A 19,660-nucleotide genomic window follows, 5' to 3' on the forward strand; every position below is an offset into this window, starting at 1 on the left:
ATTATTAAGCCAATTAAATTTTATACCAACACAGTTTGGTAATAATAATATTTCCAATTTTTTATAACCATTATTTAAAAAATATTAAAGGAGGCACTTAAAAAATATTCGGTTTAAAATGAGTTATTAATTAGCTTTTTAGTATTATTCTAATTATAACAATATGTTTTTTTCTAAACATTAATAGTCAATTGTAAATAGTAGTATATAAAAAAATCTTTATTGATTTTTATTTATAAACATGAAGTTATACAGGTATACCTTGGCAATAGTGTTTATTGTCAATTTATTGTTCTATTTTTACCCTGAATTAAAAGGAAGTTACAGAATGAAGACATATAAAAAGCCATTATTTACCTTAGTACACTGTAATGACGCTATTCCTGAACACAAAACCTTAGCTTATTTAGATTCAACGTTAAATGACTATACTGATCATATCGATGAAATTATTGGGTTACGTATTAAGGAATTAAAACTTCACCATTCTGAATATAGGGAACATCATAATGATACCAACAATAAATCCGGTTTTTCATTTATTTTTCCTGAAATTTTTGAGTCAGAACATCATAAAAAACAGATTGGCATGTTAAAAGAGGAAATGTTAATTGCCAAAGAATCAAATAAAGTAATGGGATTACTTAATGATCGTTTAAAGGAATTTGCCAAGTTCTATCCAGAAGTACAACTTAATTTGAACAATGTTCAATTGTTACCAACTAAATTCAAAGAATACCTGTTTGCTCCACCTTTAGTCTTGACCGAAGATAATGCAATTATGCTTTGGGATGACTAGAAAAAACTTAACAATAATTAATAAGCCAAAATCTACAGTATTAATATACTGTAGATTTTTTATTTAACATTCTTACTAATTTTATTTCTAACCTATTATTTTTTTAATTAACTATTGAATGCGCTTTCACCGTGACTGTTGATATCCAGACCTTCACGTTCATATTCTTCACAAACGCGTAAACCAACAATAAGATCTGCTATTTTATAAGCAATAAAGGCAATAATAGAAGTCCAAATAACACAAGTAATAACACTCATTAATTGTATTCCAACTTGACTCATCATAGTTATACCTTCTGTATAACCAACACCACCTAGTGATTTTGAAGTAAATACACCCGTTAATATACAGCCGACAATACCACAGACTCCATGAACGCCAAACACGTCACAAGTATCATCGACTTTTAAAATCCTTTTTAAAGAAGATACGCCCCATACACCTGCAAAACCACAAGCAAGACCAATCAACATTGCACCACCAACACCAACAAAGCCAGCTGCAGGAGTTATCCCAACTAATCCGGCAATCACACCCGATGCTGCACCTAAACAAGATGGTTTGCCACGTAGTATCCATTCAGCCATAGTCCAAGCAAGTACTGCCGCAGCTGTCGCAGCAACCGTATTAATGAATGCCAGGCCAGCGATTTCGTCAGCGTGTGTTGACGATCCAGCATTAAATCCAAACCAACCAATATATAGAATTGCAGCACCTAAATAGACATAAGGCAAGTTGAAAGGCTTTAAAGGCTCACGGTTATAACCAATACGGCTTTTAAGCAAGTAAGCACCTAATAGACCTGCAACTGCTGCGTTAATATGCACAACAGTACCACCAGCAAAATCCAATGCGCCTTCATCGCCAAGGATACCGCCACCCCACACCATATGTGCCATCGGAATATAGGAGAATGTAAACCATAACACCATAAAGATTAAAACAGCTGAAAAGCGAATTCTTTCAGCAAATGCACCCAAAATTAAACAACAGGTAATACATGCAAAGGAACCTTGAAAAGCAATCCAAATCATTTCATAAATTGAACCTGAAATATCCGTAATTCTGACATTAACTAACAAAAATTGGTCAAAATTACCAAAAAACCAGTTACCCTCACCAAATGCTAATGAATAACCATAAACAATCCATAATACGGCTATTAATGAAAAAGTAACTAATACTTGTGATAACATAGAAAGTACATTTTTAGATCTTAATAAACCACCATAAAAAAATGCGATACCCGGCACAGACATAAATAGTACTAATGCAGTACAAATCATCATAAAACCGTTATCAGCTTTATCAGCAATTGCCACTTCTTCGGCAAATACCGGGCAGGTTAGAACCAATCCTAAAGAGAGAATAATTTTTTTCAACATAATGATATCCTTATTGATAGTTATAGTGCTGACTCATCAGTCTCGCCGGTACGAATTCGAACAACATGTTCTAAAGAGGTAACAAATATTTTGCCATCGCCTATTTTTCCAGTATAAGCGGCTTTAGTAATGGTACTAATAACTTCATCAAGCAATTCATCACTGATTGCTAATTCGATTTTAACTTTTGGTAGAAAATTAACATTGTATTCTGCTCCTCGATACAGTTCGGCGTGACCTTTTTGACGACCAAAACCTTTAACCTCAGTAACAGTTAAACCTGTAACACCTATATTAGACAGTGATTCTCTAACCTCTTCTAGTTTAAAAGGTTTGATAATTACAGTGACAAATTTCATCCATTACTCCTCATAACTATTAATCTTATTAAAGATAATGCAAAGCGCGTGCCAAGAATTAATACTTGGTTAAGTAATATTGAAACACTTTAAATTTTTGAGAATTATTGATTATTACTTTTTAGAAAAAAGTTGAGGAACGGGGTTTTTGAAGTAAAAAATAATCGTATTATCGCACCATTATGGTGCTCATGCTTATTTTTGGTGCTGTTTGAAATAAACAAAATCAGAACGTTACCATTAATTTGCGATATTCATCATAAGCAAAGTGATCTGTCATGCCACTAATGTAATCTTGAATTAATCGGCAACGATAATAAAATTCCCAACAATTAAATTGTTGATTATCTAACTGAGCCAGTGCTTGTTGATAAGCCACGCAATGTTTTGCGGATAATTTATGGTATAGCCGCGTTTCGATAGGATATTTTTTGTGATTACCGTTTTTAACTAATTCTATGAAGTCGTCAGTAGCCATATTTAGAAGTGGGCTATAAATATCCAATAATCCAGTAATAATTCGATAACCTTGAAGTTCTACATTTTCAACAGTTTCATGGTTAAAAATATGCTCAAATCCTACTGTTTTGAAGATGTTAAGTAATTTATATTCTGCATCATGATCTTCAAGTAGCGCGTGATTAAAGGAACCATGATAAATTGCTTCGATATTTTCAATAAAGCGCTCTGCAGCATGAGGGACTAGATGACTTATAGTATTTACACGCAAATACATAAAGAACTGGTCGATGCCTATTGCTTCAAATTCATTTTTTTTCAAATTATCATAAGGTCGATTTACAACTTCATCAAATAGATCACCTTTTTTAACTGGTCCCCATGCTTCTTTTAGATAATGATAAAGCTGTTGTACCGTTAAAATTTTCTTTTCAATTGCATCTTCAAGATCGGCAATACAGTAAGAAATATCATCCGCTGCTTCCATAATATAAGTTAATGGATAACGATGGAAAGGTTGAATATCTAGTTGCTCCGACATTGTTTTAACGAAAGATTCCTCTGATAGATAATATCCAGGTTTTTTCATTAAATAATTAAATTCTTCTGGTATATCATCCGACCAATAAGCTGGTTTAGAATATTTAAAAATCGATGCAATCTGCGAGTAGGTTAAATTAAGCCGTAAGATAGTATGCACTAATCGAATCGCTTGTGCATTACCTTCAAAATTAGCCAGATCTTGGCGAATTTTTAATTTTAATGATTTAGTTGAGTCATCATCAAAATCATTAATATTAAGTACTGGGTAGATTGATATAGTATCAATACCTAAACGCTGGCTAAACCAATGATTGATTGCCGATTCACCAAAATGGCCAAATGGTGGATTACCAATATCATGCATTAAGCAAGCCATTTCGACTAGGCTTTCAATTGACATGACTGAATTTTCCAAGCCAAATGCATTTAATTTTCCTGATTTATTTAGTCGATTGACAATCTCTTTTACAATATAGCGACCAACTTGTTGTACTTCCATCGAGTGAGTAAGTCGGGTTCGAACGACGGAATTACGCTCTAAAGGAAATACTTGTGTTTTTTGTTGTAGACGCCTAATGGCTGCAGAATTTAAAATACGACCACGATCACTTTCAAAAAAACGTAAAATAGAATATTCATCAAATGCTTCACGTTGTTTACTCGCGTAGCGCTGATAATTAATTTTTTTACTAAAATCGATCATATCGCAATCTCTTGATTTAATCAGCTATAACTTCTGCATTGCCCACGTTATTGGTTGACTATATTCAGTCGGTAACAAAGCAGATAATTGACCTAATGCTTCAATCAATTCTGGTCGATGTTGATGAGTTAAGTTGATATGACCAACTTTACGCCCAACTCTAACATCTTTTTCATACCAGTGTAGATGGGCTAAATTAACTGATAGCCAATTGAGATTATAATCTGTGCCAATTAAATTTATCATTACTGCTGGACAAAAGACATCTGGTTTAGGTAACGGCAAACCTAAGATAGCGCGTAAATGCAATTCAAATTGGCTGATAGAGGCACCATTTTGCGTCCAATGCCCACTATTATGTACTCTTGGTGCTAATTCATTAATGAGTAAGTTATCACCAACAACAAAACACTCCATCGCCATGACGCCTACATAATTAAGCTTATGCATTATGCTTGAAAGCATCTGCTCAGCCTTTGTCTGTAAGCTATTATTTTCACATGGAATGGCAACACTTATTTTTAATATGCCATCTTGGTGCAAATTATTGGTCAAAGGATAAAAGACTGTTTCACCTTTGGCATTTCTAGCACCAACCAGTGATAGCTCTTTTTCAAAAGGGATGGCTTGTTCAACAATAGAATTTTGATAAACCTCATCTGGAATATCATCATCAACAGCTATGCGCCATTGACCCCGTCCATCATAACCACCGGTTCGACGTTTAACGATTAACAAATCACCTAACTTCTCAAACAAACTCAGCCAATTATGCTCGTCATTAATAGGATACCATTTAGCCGTAGGCAAATTAAGTTCATCAAGTAGCTGTTTTTGGCTTAAACGATCAGCAATAATCGGAAATACATCTCGATTAACAAAATGAAGATGGTTGGCTAATATTTGGGTGAAAGGTGTTTGTGGCCAACGTTCTATTTCTGCGGTGATAACTGAATTTTGGTAAGGGATAGTTGCTGGATCAACATCCAAACCAACCGGATAGACATGAATACCTAAAGGCTCACCGGCCTGCCGCAGCATACGCCCTAACTGGCCATTTCCTAAAACACAAACTGATTGAATTGTCATATTAGATATCGACTCTCGGATCAGGATTATTTAAAACTTCATCGGTTTGACTTAATCGCCAATTAGATAAACGATGATAGATATCTTGATTATGCAACGCCAAAATTTGGGCAGCTAATAAAGCCGCATTTGCGGCACCTGCTTTACCAATAGCTAAGGTACCAACAGGAATACCTTTAGGCATTTGTACGATGGAATAAAGACTATCTACACCACTTAGTGCCGCACTTTGCACGGGTACGCCCAATACTGGTACTAGCGTTTTCGCCGCTAACATACCCGGTAAATGCGCTGCGCCACCTGCTCCAGCGATAATCACATCATAACCTCGTGATTTGGCATTTTGCGCAAATTCAAACAATTTGTCTGGCGTACGATGTGCAGAAACAATTTCGACGTGATAAGCGATGGTTAAGATATCTAAGATATCAGCAGCGTGCTGCATGGTAGCCCAATCACTTTTTGATCCCATTACAATGGCAATTTTAGGTTGAGTATGCATAGGCAATTTAAGCGAGAGATAAAATATTAAGTAACCAAAGTATACACTAAAATTAAATGATTGGGCTAGCAAGAATCAAGGTTATTTATCAATAAGTTAAATTATCAGGTATAGCATATTAAATCCGCCAAGATATGGCGGATAATAATGTTGATATTATGGATTAACAGCGGCAATGATCTTTATTTCAATCAAATATTCTTTTTTCATTAAACCCGCATTAACGGTACAACGAACGGGGGCTTTTCCTTTTGCGACCCATTCGTCCCACGCTTGGTTCACGGCAGGAAAATCACTTTTATTTACTAAAAATAGTGTTGTATCTAAAATGCGAGTTTTATCACTATTTGCTCTCGCCAAGATTTGATCTATTTCAGCTAATGCACTTTTCGTTTGTAAATAAGCATCATCGCACAAATCTGTCGGTACGCTAGTGTAGTAAATCACATTGTTATGAATTATCGCTTCTGACCACCTTCCTGCTGGATCTATTCGAGTTATTGTCATTCTATTTTCCTTAATAACTTTTGATTATGATACTTTTATAAAATCTGAACGCAACTTCTTAATCTCATCACGTAATACCCCCGCTTTTTCAAACTCCAGATTTTGAGCAGCTTCATACATCATAGCTTCAAGTTCTTTGACTCTGGCTTGAACTTCTTTTATTGAAACATAATTATATTCACTACCAGGCTCAAACGTTTGGATCTTGGCTGTGGCTTTTTTAGTGCTTAAACCTGCATCTAAAATATCTTTAATCTCTTTGCGCACTGATTTTGGGGTTATACCATGGGCTTGGTTAAAATCTTCCTGTTTTTTACGACGCCTTGCTGTCTCATCAATTGTGAGTTGCATAGCTGGCGTGATCTTATCAGCATATAATATTGCTTTACCATTAACGTTTCGAGCGGCTCTCCCTACGGTTTGAATTAATGAACTTTCGGAACGTAAAAATCCTTCTCGGTCAGCATCCAAAATCGCAACTAATGATACCTCTGGAATATCTAATCCCTCGCGTAGTAAGTTAATACCAACTAATACATCAATCTTACCCAAACGAAGATCACGAATAATTTCCATTCGTTCAACAGTGTTGATATCGGAATGCAAATATTTAACATTGACATTATGTTCAGATAAATAGTCAGTTAAATTTTCTGCCATCCGTTTAGTTAACGTTGTTACTAAGATTCGTTCGTCTTGGTTTATGCGTAATTTAATTTCAGACAAGAGATCATCAACTTGAGTAGCAACTGGTCTTACTTCAATGATTGGATCTAATAATCCTGTAGGTCTTACTACTTGTTCGATGATTTCACCACCTGATTTTTCAATTTCATATTTAGCAGGTGTTGCTGAAACATATATAGTTTGTGGCATGATATTTTCAAATTCAATGAATTTCAACGGTCGATTATCTAAGGCAGAAGGTAATCGAAAACCATATTCCACAAGATTTAATTTACGCGATCTGTCGCCATTATACATTGCCCCCAATTGAGGGATTGCCACATGAGATTCATCAATAAACAATAAACCATCAGCCGGTAAATAATCGAATAATGTTGCTGGTGGATCGCCGGCATTTCGTTGAGCTAAATAACGCGAGTAATTTTCAATCCCTGAACAGTAGCCAAGCTCACTCATCATCTCAATATCAAATAGTGTACGTTGAGTTAATCGTTGCTCTTCTAAGAGACGATTATTGTCTAACAAAACTCTTTGTCGTTCTTGGAGTTCTTGCTTTATTTCAACAATCGCATCGTCCATAATATTTCTTGGTGTTACATAGTGAGTTTTAGGATAAATCGTAATGCGTGGCATTTCATTAATCGCATTACCTGTTAATGGATCAAATATAACAATCCTTTCAACTTCATCATCAAAAAGCTCGACACGCACAGCATGCTCATCAGAATCAGCAGGAAAAATATCAATAACATCGCCACGAACTCGGAAAGTACCACGGCTAAAGCCAATCTCATTACGGGTATATTGTAATTCGGCTAAACGCGTTAAGATTGCACGCTGGTCAGTAATAGTCCCTCTTGCTAAATGTAGTATCATTGACATGTAAGTTTCTGGCGCACCTAATCCGTAGATAGCCGAAACAGACGCAACAATAACAACATCACGACGTTCCAATAGCGATTTGGTTGCGGATAGTCGCATCTGCTCAATATGTTCGTTAATAGATGCATCTTTCTCTATAAATGTATCCGTTGAAGGTACATAAGATTCTGGCTGATAATAATCATAATACGAAACAAAATACTCTACTGCATTGTCGGGAAAAAACGCTTTCATTTCACCATATAATTGCGCTGCCAACGTTTTATTGGGTGCTAAAATAATGGTTGGACGATTGTGCTTGGCAATAACGTTAGCCATGGTAAAGGTTTTACCCGAACCTGTCACGCCCAATAATGTTTGATGTGCAATTCCATCATCAAGATTTTGATTTATACGATCAATTGCTCCAGGTTGATCACCGGCAGGTTTAAAATCAGAACATAATTTAAATTTTCTCATTACATCGCAACCTAAAATTTTACCTATTAATAAAAATTATCCCCAAAAACACTTGACCTTCAAAAATATTATATTTTTTGTTCAGTTAAGTTAAAACTATGTAAAGATATGTTAAAGACAGAACCTTGATTTATAGTAACATATTGATAATTATATATAATCATGTTCATGATTAAGTTGTAACCAAATCAAGTAAAATCCTGATAGACATTGAAGTTAGCACACTTTTCAATTAACTATTCACAGAGTTATCCACAGGCAACGGGGATAACTTGCTAAGTATAATCAATATAAACTTTTTTAAAGTTTTAAGCTAAAAAATAGCCGCTTTAAAAAAGTTTTTTTATTGATTATTTCTATTTTTAATTCATGTTTTAATAGTTTTTATCTAATCCTTTAGTTAATACTCTCAATTTTGTATTGATAGCCAACAGTCTCATTAGGCACAAATGTTAATCGATGAGTGATGCATTTTGGCGCATCTTCTGCATGATGTGAAACAAACAACAATTGCGTTTTACCTTTATCAATTAAATTATCTATCCAACTTTTGACCAATTCTCTGTTTATATGATCCAGTCCTTGTAACGGTTCATCTAAAATAAGTAAAGTTGGATGTTTAACTAAAGCTCTAGCAATCAGTATTAATCGCTGTTGCCCCCACGATAACGAGTGAAAAGGTTTTTCGGCTAAATCGGTTAAATCTAGCAATTGCAACCACTGCTTAACTAATTTTGACTGCTTATCACTAATCGCTCGGTAGACGCCAATTGAATCAAAGTAACCTGATATCAATACATTTTCTACACTCAAGCTAACTCGATAATCAAGATGAAAACTACTACTGACGTAACCAATATGGCGTTTAATGTCCCATATGGTTTCACCAGATCCTCGTTTACGCCCAAACAGTGTCAAATCGTTACTATATCCCTGAGGATGATCACCCGTTATTAGACTCAATAATGTCGATTTTCCTGCCCCATTTGGCCCAACTATCTGCCAATTTTCATTTGTTTTTACTAACCAATTTAGTCCATTAATAATTGCTTTACCATCATATTGAACATAACCATTATTTAAAATAATGCGATCCAACGTATCGGGTAGTTGAATGGGAGTTTCATCCGGTTCGGGTAAAGTAAAGTTTGATAATTGTTCTAAATTTGCCAGTTGCTTGATGGCTACGTCATCTAATATGGTGTCTTTAGGTCCAAATTTCAATAGTTGACAATTAGCCAGTAAACCAATATTTTTTACAAATGGTGGGATTTCATTAAAACGATTTAATACCATTATAATCGTAATAGTTTGTGCAGATAATTGGCTTAGTTTTTCAGCTAAATTAGCACGAGATGCCACATCTAAACCATCAAAAGGTTCATCTAATATTAATAGATCCGGTTGACTCATCAAGGTACGGCAGACCAATGTCTTTCGAGTTTCGCCAGTAGAGAGATATTTAAAACGACGCTTTAAGAGATGTTCAATACCAAATTGCTGCGCTAAGTGTTTACAAAGTTCTGCGTCTTGATGCGTTTCTTGGATGATTTCAGCAGTCGTTAGTCCGGTATCATCTTCGTTGTCACTAAGCATATCGGTATTATTACGTTTCCATTCATCGTCAATTATTTTTTGTAATTGTTCAAATGAAATATGCGCTATTGATTTAAATTGATTTGTTACTTCACCTGACAATAACGGTTGATTACCAGCTAATGCTTTAGCTAATACCGACTTACCGGATCCATTTCGTCCCACAAAAGCTACAATATCACCATCATTAATGGTTAATGATTCGATAGTAAATGTGCGGAAATCACTTATTTTAAATACTGCATTTTTAATTTGTAACATAAATAATACCTCAAACAGCTAAACTAATGTCGCAACTATGATGTGCTGGGGATGAATGGATATGGTCGTTTGTTGGCCTTCAATTAATTTTAGTTGATTAACCTCATTAGTTGCTTTACTCGCATAAAGCATTATTCCGGATGGCAATGAAAATGAGATTTCTGATAGTTGTCCATCAGTGACTATTTTTTCTACTTTAACTATCAACTTATTCTCATTTAAGTTATTCAATTCTATTAATGGTGCTTTAATTAGTAACAGAACCGTTTTATCAATGTTCAGTTTTAAACGTTCAATACTTTGTTGCGTAATATACGCTTTTAATTCGGTTTGATTGTCATTTAATTTTACTTTAACCAAACCAGCAATATGAGTTGCTTCAATGCTTGAGACATTGCCATAGATTTGATTACGCGCACTAGTTTGTAAGGATAATTTAGCGGTTATTTTTAAAATATCATTAAGCGGTATATTGTCATCATTTAGAATATTAAAGGCTTTATATTGTAATTGGGTTAATAGGTCATAAAGCTGAATGAATCTTACCGCATAAGCACTGAGTTTGGTACCGCCGCCATTTTTACCACCGGTTGCGGTAATTAAAAAAGGTTTAGGTGCTAACTGGTTGATTTCATTTATCGCATCCCAAGCTGTTTTATAACTAATCCCTATTTGCTTTGCCGCTTGACTAAGTGAACCACTCTGCTCTATTGCTTTTAATAAGTCAATTCGTCTTGGATCAGTAAATAATTGCTGATTGATGTTTAAAGTTAATAATATGTCAGGTGACAGCATTACGTTATGCCTTAGTTAATTAAAAAGTCACTCTTAGCAGAAAAGTCATTCTATTGTAGACGCTTTTTTCATTTCCTTCAAAAAATGTACTTAGCTAAATTGATTAAAAGTAATGGAATCCGCAAAGTTTAATTGTACTTTATAAATAAATTTTGATAGCATCGCTATATATTAAATTACATAACGATTCTGAGGAGTAAAATGAAAAAAATCATTGGAGTATTATTATCTTTAACCACTTTATTTGTTAGTTTATCAACATTTGCTAGTCAAAAAATCACAGTATTTGCAGCCGCATCACTGACTAATGCAATGCAAGAGATTGCAACTTCCTACCAAACAGAACATCAAGACAGTGAAATTGTTTTCTCATTTGCTTCATCTTCTGTATTAGCCAAACAGATTGAACAAGGTGCGCCTGCTGATATTTTTATGTCAGCGGATCAAAAGTGGATGGATTACCTTATTGAACACAAAGTCGCAACGGATAAACAAAATTTGTTAAAAAACGGTTTGGTATTAATTGCCCCTAAACAATCTAAATTAGAAAACGTGGAAATCAATGCCAATACCAATTGGCAAGCCATTTTATCTAAAGGAGAAAGATTAGCGGTTGGTAACCCTGATCATGTTCCAGCTGGTCTCTATGCTAAAGAGTCTTTAACCAATTTAGGGGTATTTGATAAATTATTACCACAAATGGCACCAGCAAGCAATGTTCGTGATGCATTAATGTTAGTTGAACGCAATGAAGCAGCCTTAGGTATTGTTTACAGCACTGATGCGAAAGTAAGTGATAAAGTGAAAATTATTGGTAGCTTTCCAGCTGATACATTTAAATCTATTGAATATCCAATTACATTACTCAAAGCTGCTGCAACAGAATTTTACCAATATTTAAATTCAGAAAAAGCCAAAGCTATTTTTCAAAAATATGGATTTATAACCAACTAGTATTTAAATAAGATGATATTAACTGCGTTTGAATGGCAAACATTGCTGCTAAGCTTAAAAATAGCCAGCGCAGCAATTATCTTCAGTCTTCCAATAGGAATTTTGACCGCTTGGATTTTAGCAAGATGCCAATTTATTGGCAAATCACTCTTTGATAGTATTGTTCATCTTCCTTTAGTACTCCCTCCTGTGGTTTTAGGTTATCTATTACTTTTAACCATGGGACGCCATAGTTTTATTGGTGAATGGTTAGATAAGTGCTTTCATTTAAGTTTTAGCTTCAATTGGCAAGGTGCCGCGTTAGCTTCTGCGGTGGTTGCCTTTCCCCTTATGGTGCGATCGATCCGATTAGCAATTGAGTCCATTGATTGCCGGCTAGAAAACGTAGCTCGAACCCTTGGTGCTAAGCCATTTCGGGTCTTTATGACAATCACTTTACCGTTAGCTTTTCCGGGTATTTTAATGGGAATCGTACTCGGCTTTGCTCGTTGCTTAGGTGAATTTGGCGCTACAATTACCTTTGTATCAAATATTCAAGGTGAAACACGTACCCTACCATTAGCGATGTATACCCTATTACAGATCCCAAACGGTGAGTCAGCGGCATTACGGCTTTGTATTGTTTCCATTATTTTATCGTTAGTCGCCTTGTTCCTTTCGGAAATGTTAAATCGCTGGCATAAAAAGAAATTAACAGGATCGAAATAATGTTGAATATTAATGTAAGCAAAGAACTCGCCTCATTTGTTTTTGAATTTAAGCATGAAATTAATTGCCAAGGTGTAACGGCTATCCTTGGGGTTTCTGGTTCAGGAAAATCAACACTCATTAATCTTATTAATGGTTTGATTAAACCTGATATTGGTTATATCAATCTAAATCAAGAAACGTTAGTAAATACCGAAAAACATGTTTATATCGCACCAGAAAAAAGACAAATTGGTACCGTTTTTCAAGATGCGCTCCTCTTCCCACATTATAGAGTGATTAAAAACTTAACCTATGGAGCAAAATCGCTAAATTCTGAAAGATTTGATGAGATTGTAACTGTGCTTAATATCGGCTCTCTCCTTGATCGTTATCCAGCGATGCTCTCAGGTGGCGAAAAACAGCGTGTTGCCATTGGTCGAGCTTTATTAACTAATCCCCAATTATTACTGATGGATGAACCTTTATCAGCTTTAGATATGCCTCGTAAAAAGGAGTTGTTAAGCTATATTGATAAACTTGTCAGTGATTTGAATATACCTATTATCTATGTCACTCATAATATTAATGAGGTAAAACGTATCGCACAGCATGTAGCCATATTGGAGCAGGGAAAATTAATCGACTATGGCTCAACCGAACAAATATTACAAAGTAATTATTTAAAAGAGTGGTTATAGAGCTTTAATAGAGTACTATTCGCTTCTTGTTTTATATAACTAACACCATCATGCCAAGCACCAAGTACCAATCTGGTTACTGATTCACCATTAATGATAAGATGATGGGTAGCCGGTTTATGGGTATGCCCATGAACCATAACATTGGCATTATACTCAATCATCATATCAACCACCGCTTGTTGATTTACATCCATGATAGTTTCAGATTTTATTTGATTATGCTGATTACTTTCTTTTCGTAATTTGCTAGCGATTTTTAAGCGAATAAACAGTGGCATTAATAAAAATAACTTTTGTAACCACTTTTTATGCATAGTTTTTCGAAATTTCTGATATTGAAGATCATCAATACAAAGCAGATCACCATGTAAAAAAACAATGTTTTTATTCTGATTTGCTAAACAATTAATATCTCTTAATAGCGTCATATCACACCGCTTAGCGTACTGCTTGCCAATCAGAAAATCACGATTACCGTGGACAAAAAACTTTTTAATTTGCCTTGAGGATAAGGCATTTAAAGCGTCTGAAATTTGATTGTGTAGTGTTGAATGAACATCATCCCCAACCCAATAATCAAACAAATCGCCTAGAATATAGAGTTCACATTGATTAGGTAGTTGTTTAAGGAAAGACAAAAAGCCTGCTGTAATATCAAAATGATGCGCAGCAGGCTCATTTTCACCGAGATGAATATCGGCGATAAAAAAGCGAACAGGATTATTCAACCGTCACACTCTTAACAATGATATCTTCGACTGGTACATAAGAATGTATTCCGCTACAACTAGTTTTGACCGCTTTAATCTTATCAACCACATCCATCCCGTCTACCACTTCAGCAAAAACACAGTAACCAAAGCCATTGATATCAGAAGAACGATAATTTAAACAATCATTATCAACAACATTGATAAAGAATTGAGCAGTCGCAGAATGTGGATCGGTTGTACGCGCCATAGCTAAAGTACCGCGACTATTTTTTAAACCATTAGCAGCCTCATTTTTAATTGGAGCTTTAGTTTTTTTCTGCTTCATGCCCGGCTCAAATCCACCACCTTGGATCATAAAATTGTCTATCACTCGGTGAAAAATGGTATTGTCATAAAAACCTTCTTGGCAATATTCAATAAAGTTTTTGACTGTTTCTGGAGCTTTGTCATCAAAAGTATTAATCTTAATATCACCTAAAGAAGTATGAAATATAATCATATAATTTTCCTTATAATCATTTTATTAATACATAAAACTTCAAGATAAATAAGCCTTTTTTAATAATGGCTTACTCACTAAATCTCTCGCATGCTTCTAATGTATTGCTCATTAACATTGCAACTGTCATTGGGCCTACACCACCGGGAACAGGTGTGATCCAGCCGGCATGTTGGCTAGCAACGTCGAATTCAACATCACCTACGAGTTTGCCATCAGGTAAACGGTTAATACCAACATCAATCACGATAGCACCCGGTTTTATCCATTCCCCTTTAACGTAATTAGGAATACCAACACCGGCAACTACAATATCAGCATTACGAACATGTTTTTCTAGATCAACGGTTCGGCTATGAGTAATTGTTGTGGTACAGCCTAATAGCAGTAATTCTAACGCCATTGGTCGACCAACAATACTCGATGCACCAACAACAGTGGCATTCAAGCCGGATAAATTAATACCAGTTGACTCTAACATTTTAACCACACCATAGGGTGTACATGGGCGTAAAATTGGATCGCGTTGTAATAAATGACCAATGTTATAAGGATGAAAGCCATCAACATCTTTACGCGGATCGATACGTTCTAGCACTTTTGTCTTAGCAATATTATCCGGTAGGGGAAGCTGAACTAAGATACCATGCACATCAGCACGTTGATTCAATTCATCAATTAACGCTAATAGTGCCTCTGTAGTTGAGGAAGGATAATCATAAGCAAAAGAAGCAAATCCAACATCATCACAAGCTTTCTGCTTATTTTTAACATAAATTTTAGAAGCCGGATCAGAGCCGACTTGTATAACAGCTAATCCCGGTACTGATAAACCTTGTTCAGTACGTGATGCTACCTTTTTGGCAATTTCGTTACGTATTTGTTGTGCTAACGCTTTACCATCAATTATTTTTGCAGTCATAAGTGATTACTTCTTTTACCTATTCATTGTGAATGAGGTATTCTCGCAAAAGTTTTTATTGTTGTCTATTTACTTGTCGGTTGATTGGTGAAGTTCTGTTAAAATCTGTTGATATTGTTGATCTACATCAGTAATTACCGAACAGATATGGGCGTCGAATGCCTTAAGTTTTGGTTTTTGAGTTTTCCATTCATTTTTTGAAATATCTTTGATAGTACCTAAATTTTTAAAAAAGTTAAATTCTACAATACTCCCTCCGACTACGTTATAAAAAATACGTTCCCCAATATCTTGCCCATCTTTTTTTATTTTATTAAAGTTTTGATAGTAAAACGTTGTTGTATCATTTTCAGTAATAATTGAACGATGCAATAATTTAACTAATCGTTTATAAAGTTTATTTAATTCACTATGTAGTTCACGATCATCACTCAATTTTCTGGTTATTGCTTGGTCAAAAGCAATTTTTACCTCCAACAATAAATTTAATGATTGTTGTTCTAACTGTGGTAATTGTAAACGTAGACTTTTTTGAAATTCATTAATTTTTTTACGTAACGACTTATTCACTGATACTGTTTTTGCATTTAATACCACTTGCCCATCACTCATGATAGATAAATCATTTGATTGATTAACGATATGGATGTTGTTTTTATTTATCACAATATCGTAACTTGGTTTGACTGGGCACTCTTTTTTAGCGGCAAACGCCGTTATTGATAATGTTAATGAAAAAAGAAATAGTATTTTTTTTAGCATGCTGACATCCATTTAATGGTTGAAATTAAAATTATAGCGAGTAATATCAAATTAGCATTAAATTTAAAAGTTAAAAAACCCCGTTCCTCAACTTTTTTCTGGATAAAAATAGATAAAATATTCGATTAATTATCCAAATGATTAAAACCCATACCTAACTCACTATGCAAGTGGAGGATCAATAGATATAATCTATTATATTAACTAAGTTTAACTACTTTTTTTTATTTGAAACTGAAGTATAGTAAATCCATCAAGCAAATTTAACTTATTCGAGGTGAAATATGTATGCTGTAATTTTCGGACGTCAAGGATGTCCATACTGTGTGCGAGCTAAAGAGCTTGCTGAAAAGTTATCTCAAGAACGCGATGATTTTTCTTATCGTTATGTTGATATCAATGCTGAAGGTATTACTAAAGAAGATCTTTCAAAAAGTGTCGGCAAACCGGTAGAAACCGTACCACAAATTTTTATCGATGAAAAACCAATTGGTGGTTGCACTGACTTTGAAGCCTATGCCAAAACTAATTTGGGATTATTTCAAGGATAAATATTCTGCATAATAAATACAGATAAACCACCTCGGTGGTTTATCTGATCTTAACGACCCGGTAATTTTTGCCAAGTCACTTCATTACGTAAATAAGTTGGCTCAACATCTTCAACTTTAACAACGTCATTTTTCAACCATTTCTGATGGGCGATAACGACTAAATCTTGTGCTTCTGGTAACCATACTTCACTTTGCTTAATCTCTGTTAACATATCAGGATAAGTTTGCCAACCGGTGCCAGCCAAATAATAGTTACTATCAATATGCTGAATTTTTGATTTCACATCTTCAGGTTTGATAACGCATTCTGCAATAATTGCTTGCCACTCCTGATTTTGATATTGATATTGCCCCAAATAGACCTCACTCATTCTAGCATCTATCGCCGGAATAACTTTACTTGCTCTGGTTGTTCGATAACAACCTTGCGCCAAAGTCATCAAGGTGGACACACCTATCATCGGTTTATCAATGCCCAATGCTAATCCTTGCGCAACCCCTATACCAATTCTCACGCCAGTAAAACTACCAGGACCTTGTGCAAAAGCAATAGCATCAAGTTGTGAAAGTGTACAGCCTGATTGATTTAAAATATTATCAACCATTGGTAAGATCTTTTTAGTATGATCTCGCACCGAAATCATGAAATCGTGGGTGATTTCATTTCGATATAATAGTGCTACGGAACAAGCTTCTGTTGAAGTATCAATGGCTAAAATAGTACTCATTTGTTTTCCAAATTATCAGGTTCATTGTTAGATAATAAAAAATCGATTACCTTGTTAACATCTCGGGTTCTTGGTGATGGCGGTAAACTATTAATAAACGTTGCGCCATAAGGGCGCATAACTAATCGATTATCACAAATTATAATCGCTCCACGATCATTATGATGACGGATCAATCGCCCCACCCCCTGTTTTAGGGTAATAACAGCTTCAGGTAATTGCACTTCATTAAAGGCATCACCACCTTGCATTTGGCAATCCTCCATACGTGCTTTCATTAAAGGATCATCCGGTGAGGTAAAAGGTAACTTATCTATAATAACACAAGATAAAGTATCGCCCCTAACATCAATCCCTTCCCAAAAACTACTGGTAGCGATTAATAGTGCATTTCCGCTTTCAATAAATTGTTCAAGAAGTTTTGTTTTGCTAGTTTCACCTTGAACCAATACCGGTAATTTGGTAAGCAAACGAAATTTTTCAGCTAACGCATTCATCATTGCATAAGATGTACAAAGAAAAAAACAACGACCATTATTAGCCTCAATAACCGGTAATAAAATATCTACAAGTTTTTCAGCATTGCCTCGTTCATTTGGTGATGGTAAATAACGCGGGACACACAAAATCGTCTGATTGATATAGTCAAATGGGCTTTCTAAAATTAAAGATTCAGCGTTGGTTAGCCCCAAACGTTTAGTAAAATAATCTAATTGATTATCGACTGATAATGTTGCTGAGGTAAATATCCAGCTACCTTCTCGCTGGGTTAACAATTCTTCAAATTTTTCCGTTACAGATAATGGTGTTAATGCAAAGAGAAAAGAACTATAGGTGCTTTCATACCAATAGCTATAACCAGGTACATGAGTTTCTGTCAACTTTTTTAACAATTGCTGGTACTGATTAACCCGGTCATAACAATTATCTAATGTGGTAGATCGACCTATGGCTAACAATAGAACTTCTTTACAAAAATCAAGAGCATCAAACAGATAAGATAATTCTTGTTTGATACTGGATTGATTAAATAGATAACGAAGATTACCTTTGTTATTCTGCTGACTGATTAATATTCGCAAATCTTGAGTACATTTTTGCAGTTTATCAGCGCACTGCTGTAACTGAGACATATCTTTAACTTCGGTTCGATAAGCCAAATTTATCTCTTTAGCTAAGTCAAATAGTTGTCGACTCGTTAACTGCTCGCCAAAATAGCGACAAGCAAGATCGGGAAGTTGATGAGCTTCATCAAATATCATTACATTAGCTTTAGGAATTAGCTCGCCAAATCCGGTATCTTTAACCACTACATCAGCCAGAAATAGATGATGATTAACCACGACAATATCGGCATTTAACGCGCGTTTACGGGCTTTAACCACATAACAGTCATTATAATGCTCACAATCACTGCCTAAACAATTATCGTTAGTACTGGTTAAGATTGGCCAAATTGGATTATCTTCAGTCACCGTAGTACATTTACTGATATCACCATCTTTGGTTTTGATTGACCAGTTTTTTACCCTAACTAAATCTGTGCGTAAACTCTTATCTAAATCGCCTGCTGCCGCATATTGATGATACATACGCTCTAAACAAAGATAATTGGCTCGTCCTTTAAGAAGTGAAATTTTACCCGTATAGTCCAATGCTTTTTTGATAATGGGCAAGTCTTTACTATATAACTGTTCTTGTAAATTTTTCGATCCTGTCGAGATAATTACTTTTTTATCACTACGTAATGCAGGAACCAAATATGCAAAGGTTTTACCTGTTCCCGTTCCTGCTTCCACTACCAGCGAATGTTGTGCGTTGATTGCTTGAGTGACTTTATTTGCCATACGCCTTTGTGGTTCTCTTGCAACAAAACCATCTATAGCCGTCGCAAGCAAACCATTTTCTGCAAAATCATCAATCACTTAAAATGCACCTAATTAAAAGATAAGCCTAATTTGTCAATCCACTCGGAAAAATTTATTTAATAAATAAGCTAACGTTAGAAAAAAACAATTATATATTTGAAATGAAATTATTATCCTGAAATTGAACAATTAACCATCAAAATAACGATTTATAATATAGCAATAACTGAAGCAAAAATA

Annotated in this window: 20 protein-coding genes; 5 read left to right on the forward strand and 15 right to left on the reverse strand. The window is 34.9% G+C overall.

The window, feature by feature from the left end:
- Positions 1–328: 328 nt before the first annotated feature.
- The gene (locus tag AC5LXI_RS11135; protein WP_493442389.1) at positions 329–799 is read left to right on the forward strand and encodes a hypothetical protein; all 471 of its coding nucleotides are present in this window, start codon (positions 329–331) and stop codon (positions 797–799) included.
- A gap of 107 nt (positions 800–906) precedes the next feature.
- Here AC5LXI_RS11135 and amtB read toward each other — a convergent pair whose 3' ends face one another.
- The 9 genes from amtB to AC5LXI_RS11180 all read right to left on the reverse strand — a co-directional run bounded on the left by amtB (position 907) and on the right by AC5LXI_RS11180 (position 11,029).
- Entirely contained in the window at positions 907–2,187 is a 1,281-nt protein-coding gene (amtB, locus tag AC5LXI_RS11140) for an ammonium transporter AmtB (RefSeq protein WP_493442390.1), read from the reverse strand.
- A 20-nt stretch (positions 2,188–2,207) separates the two neighbouring features.
- Positions 2,208–2,546: a P-II family nitrogen regulator gene (gene glnK, locus AC5LXI_RS11145; RefSeq protein ID WP_493442391.1), complete on the reverse strand. Its 339-nt coding sequence runs from the start codon at positions 2,544–2,546 to the stop codon at positions 2,208–2,210.
- A gap of 226 nt (positions 2,547–2,772) precedes the next feature.
- Positions 2,773–4,251, reverse strand: coding sequence for a dGTPase (dgt, locus tag AC5LXI_RS11150; protein WP_493442392.1), 1,479 nt, complete (start codon positions 4,249–4,251; stop codon positions 2,773–2,775).
- Between the two features lie 24 nt (positions 4,252–4,275).
- Positions 4,276–5,334: a 5-(carboxyamino)imidazole ribonucleotide synthase gene (purK, locus tag AC5LXI_RS11155; RefSeq protein ID WP_493444297.1), complete on the reverse strand. Its 1,059-nt coding sequence runs from the start codon at positions 5,332–5,334 to the stop codon at positions 4,276–4,278.
- Between the two features lie 7 nt (positions 5,335–5,341).
- On the reverse strand, positions 5,342–5,842 hold the full coding sequence (gene purE, locus AC5LXI_RS11160) for a 5-(carboxyamino)imidazole ribonucleotide mutase (RefSeq protein ID WP_493442393.1): 501 nt from the start codon (positions 5,840–5,842) through the stop codon (positions 5,342–5,344).
- A gap of 156 nt (positions 5,843–5,998) precedes the next feature.
- Positions 5,999–6,349: a RidA family protein gene (locus AC5LXI_RS11165; RefSeq protein WP_493442394.1), complete on the reverse strand. Its 351-nt coding sequence runs from the start codon at positions 6,347–6,349 to the stop codon at positions 5,999–6,001.
- Between the two features lie 24 nt (positions 6,350–6,373).
- The gene (gene uvrB, locus AC5LXI_RS11170) at positions 6,374–8,377 is read right to left on the reverse strand and encodes an excinuclease ABC subunit UvrB (RefSeq protein WP_493442395.1); all 2,004 of its coding nucleotides are present in this window, start codon (positions 8,375–8,377) and stop codon (positions 6,374–6,376) included.
- Positions 8,378–8,773: 396 nt separating this feature from the next.
- Positions 8,774–10,234, reverse strand: coding sequence for a molybdate ABC transporter ATP-binding protein ModF (modF, locus tag AC5LXI_RS11175; protein WP_493442396.1), 1,461 nt, complete (start codon positions 10,232–10,234; stop codon positions 8,774–8,776).
- 18 nt (positions 10,235–10,252) lie between these two features.
- Positions 10,253–11,029 carry a TOBE domain-containing protein gene (locus AC5LXI_RS11180; protein WP_493442397.1) on the reverse strand — a complete coding sequence of 259 codons (777 nt, stop codon included), beginning with the start codon at positions 11,027–11,029 and terminating at the stop codon, positions 10,253–10,255.
- A 201-nt stretch (positions 11,030–11,230) separates the two neighbouring features.
- Between AC5LXI_RS11180 and modA the strand changes: the two genes are divergently transcribed.
- From modA to modC, 3 genes are read left to right on the forward strand one after another with little or no spacing between them, the layout of a single operon-like run.
- A complete protein-coding gene (modA, locus tag AC5LXI_RS11185) occupies positions 11,231–11,983 on the forward strand; it encodes a molybdate ABC transporter substrate-binding protein (RefSeq protein ID WP_493442398.1) in 753 nt (250 codons plus the stop codon).
- 12 nt (positions 11,984–11,995) lie between these two features.
- The gene (gene modB, locus AC5LXI_RS11190) at positions 11,996–12,691 is read left to right on the forward strand and encodes a molybdate ABC transporter permease subunit (RefSeq protein ID WP_493442399.1); all 696 of its coding nucleotides are present in this window, start codon (positions 11,996–11,998) and stop codon (positions 12,689–12,691) included.
- Positions 12,691–13,371, forward strand: a complete 681-nt coding sequence (modC, locus tag AC5LXI_RS11195) for a molybdenum ABC transporter ATP-binding protein (protein ID WP_493442400.1) — start codon at positions 12,691–12,693, stop codon at positions 13,369–13,371. The genes modB and modC overlap by 1 nt, the downstream gene beginning before the upstream one ends.
- Here the strand turns inward: modC and AC5LXI_RS11200 are convergent.
- The 4 genes from AC5LXI_RS11200 to AC5LXI_RS11215 all read right to left on the reverse strand — a co-directional run bounded on the left by AC5LXI_RS11200 (position 13,350) and on the right by AC5LXI_RS11215 (position 16,270).
- Entirely contained in the window at positions 13,350–14,102 is a 753-nt protein-coding gene (locus AC5LXI_RS11200; RefSeq protein ID WP_493442401.1) for a UDP-2,3-diacylglucosamine diphosphatase, read from the reverse strand. The genes modC and AC5LXI_RS11200 overlap by 22 nt on opposite strands.
- Positions 14,095–14,586, reverse strand: a complete 492-nt coding sequence (ppiB, locus tag AC5LXI_RS11205) for a peptidylprolyl isomerase B (protein WP_493442402.1) — start codon at positions 14,584–14,586, stop codon at positions 14,095–14,097. Before ppiB ends, AC5LXI_RS11200 begins: the two co-directional genes overlap by 8 nt.
- A gap of 70 nt (positions 14,587–14,656) precedes the next feature.
- On the reverse strand, positions 14,657–15,508 hold the full coding sequence (gene folD / locus AC5LXI_RS11210) for a bifunctional methylenetetrahydrofolate dehydrogenase/methenyltetrahydrofolate cyclohydrolase FolD (protein WP_493442403.1): 852 nt from the start codon (positions 15,506–15,508) through the stop codon (positions 14,657–14,659).
- Positions 15,509–15,577: 69 nt separating this feature from the next.
- Entirely contained in the window at positions 15,578–16,270 is a 693-nt protein-coding gene (locus AC5LXI_RS11215; protein ID WP_493442404.1) for a DUF2884 family protein, read from the reverse strand.
- Between the two features lie 284 nt (positions 16,271–16,554).
- On the opposite strand from AC5LXI_RS11215, the gene AC5LXI_RS11220 reads away from it, so the two are divergent.
- The gene (locus tag AC5LXI_RS11220; RefSeq protein ID WP_493442405.1) at positions 16,555–16,821 is read left to right on the forward strand and encodes a GrxA family glutaredoxin; all 267 of its coding nucleotides are present in this window, start codon (positions 16,555–16,557) and stop codon (positions 16,819–16,821) included.
- A 50-nt stretch (positions 16,822–16,871) separates the two neighbouring features.
- Here the strand turns inward: AC5LXI_RS11220 and tsaB are convergent, their stop codons facing one another.
- Together tsaB and yoaA are read right to left on the reverse strand one after the other, a co-directional pair.
- Complete coding sequence (gene tsaB, locus AC5LXI_RS11225) at positions 16,872–17,552, reverse strand: tRNA (adenosine(37)-N6)-threonylcarbamoyltransferase complex dimerization subunit type 1 TsaB (RefSeq protein ID WP_493442406.1); 681 nt, start codon at positions 17,550–17,552, stop codon at positions 16,872–16,874.
- Entirely contained in the window at positions 17,549–19,477 is a 1,929-nt protein-coding gene (yoaA, locus tag AC5LXI_RS11230; protein ID WP_493442407.1) for a DNA repair helicase YoaA, read from the reverse strand. The genes tsaB and yoaA overlap by 4 nt, the downstream gene beginning before the upstream one ends.
- Positions 19,478–19,660: the final 183 nt, after the last annotated feature.

This window comes from Gilliamella sp. LMG 34361 (genome assembly GCF_984569075.1).

Excerpts from the sequence above, each read along its gene's own strand:
- AC5LXI_RS11135 (WP_493442389.1), top strand. The coding sequence starts at position 329 with ATGAAGACATATAAAAAGCCATTATTTACCTTAGTACACTGTAATGAC.
- amtB (WP_493442390.1), bottom strand. The coding sequence starts at position 2,187 with ATGTTGAAAAAAATTATTCTCTCTTTAGGATTGGTTCTAACCTGCCCG.
- glnK (WP_493442391.1), bottom strand. The coding sequence starts at position 2,546 with ATGAAATTTGTCACTGTAATTATCAAACCTTTTAAACTAGAAGAGGTT.
- dgt (WP_493442392.1), bottom strand. The coding sequence starts at position 4,251 with ATGATCGATTTTAGTAAAAAAATTAATTATCAGCGCTACGCGAGTAAA.
- purE (WP_493442393.1), bottom strand. The coding sequence starts at position 5,842 with ATGCATACTCAACCTAAAATTGCCATTGTAATGGGATCAAAAAGTGAT.
- AC5LXI_RS11165 (WP_493442394.1), bottom strand. The coding sequence starts at position 6,349 with ATGACAATAACTCGAATAGATCCAGCAGGAAGGTGGTCAGAAGCGATA.
- uvrB (WP_493442395.1), bottom strand. The coding sequence starts at position 8,377 with ATGAGAAAATTTAAATTATGTTCTGATTTTAAACCTGCCGGTGATCAA.
- modF (WP_493442396.1), bottom strand. The coding sequence starts at position 10,234 with ATGTTACAAATTAAAAATGCAGTATTTAAAATAAGTGATTTCCGCACA.
- AC5LXI_RS11180 (WP_493442397.1), bottom strand. The coding sequence starts at position 11,029 with ATGCTGTCACCTGACATATTATTAACTTTAAACATCAATCAGCAATTA.
- modA (WP_493442398.1), top strand. The coding sequence starts at position 11,231 with ATGAAAAAAATCATTGGAGTATTATTATCTTTAACCACTTTATTTGTT.
- modB (WP_493442399.1), top strand. The coding sequence starts at position 11,996 with ATGATATTAACTGCGTTTGAATGGCAAACATTGCTGCTAAGCTTAAAA.
- modC (WP_493442400.1), top strand. The coding sequence starts at position 12,691 with ATGTTGAATATTAATGTAAGCAAAGAACTCGCCTCATTTGTTTTTGAA.
- ppiB (WP_493442402.1), bottom strand. The coding sequence starts at position 14,586 with ATGATTATATTTCATACTTCTTTAGGTGATATTAAGATTAATACTTTT.
- folD (WP_493442403.1), bottom strand. The coding sequence starts at position 15,508 with ATGACTGCAAAAATAATTGATGGTAAAGCGTTAGCACAACAAATACGT.
- AC5LXI_RS11215 (WP_493442404.1), bottom strand. The coding sequence starts at position 16,270 with ATGCTAAAAAAAATACTATTTCTTTTTTCATTAACATTATCAATAACG.
- AC5LXI_RS11220 (WP_493442405.1), top strand. The coding sequence starts at position 16,555 with ATGTATGCTGTAATTTTCGGACGTCAAGGATGTCCATACTGTGTGCGA.
- tsaB (WP_493442406.1), bottom strand. The coding sequence starts at position 17,552 with ATGAGTACTATTTTAGCCATTGATACTTCAACAGAAGCTTGTTCCGTA.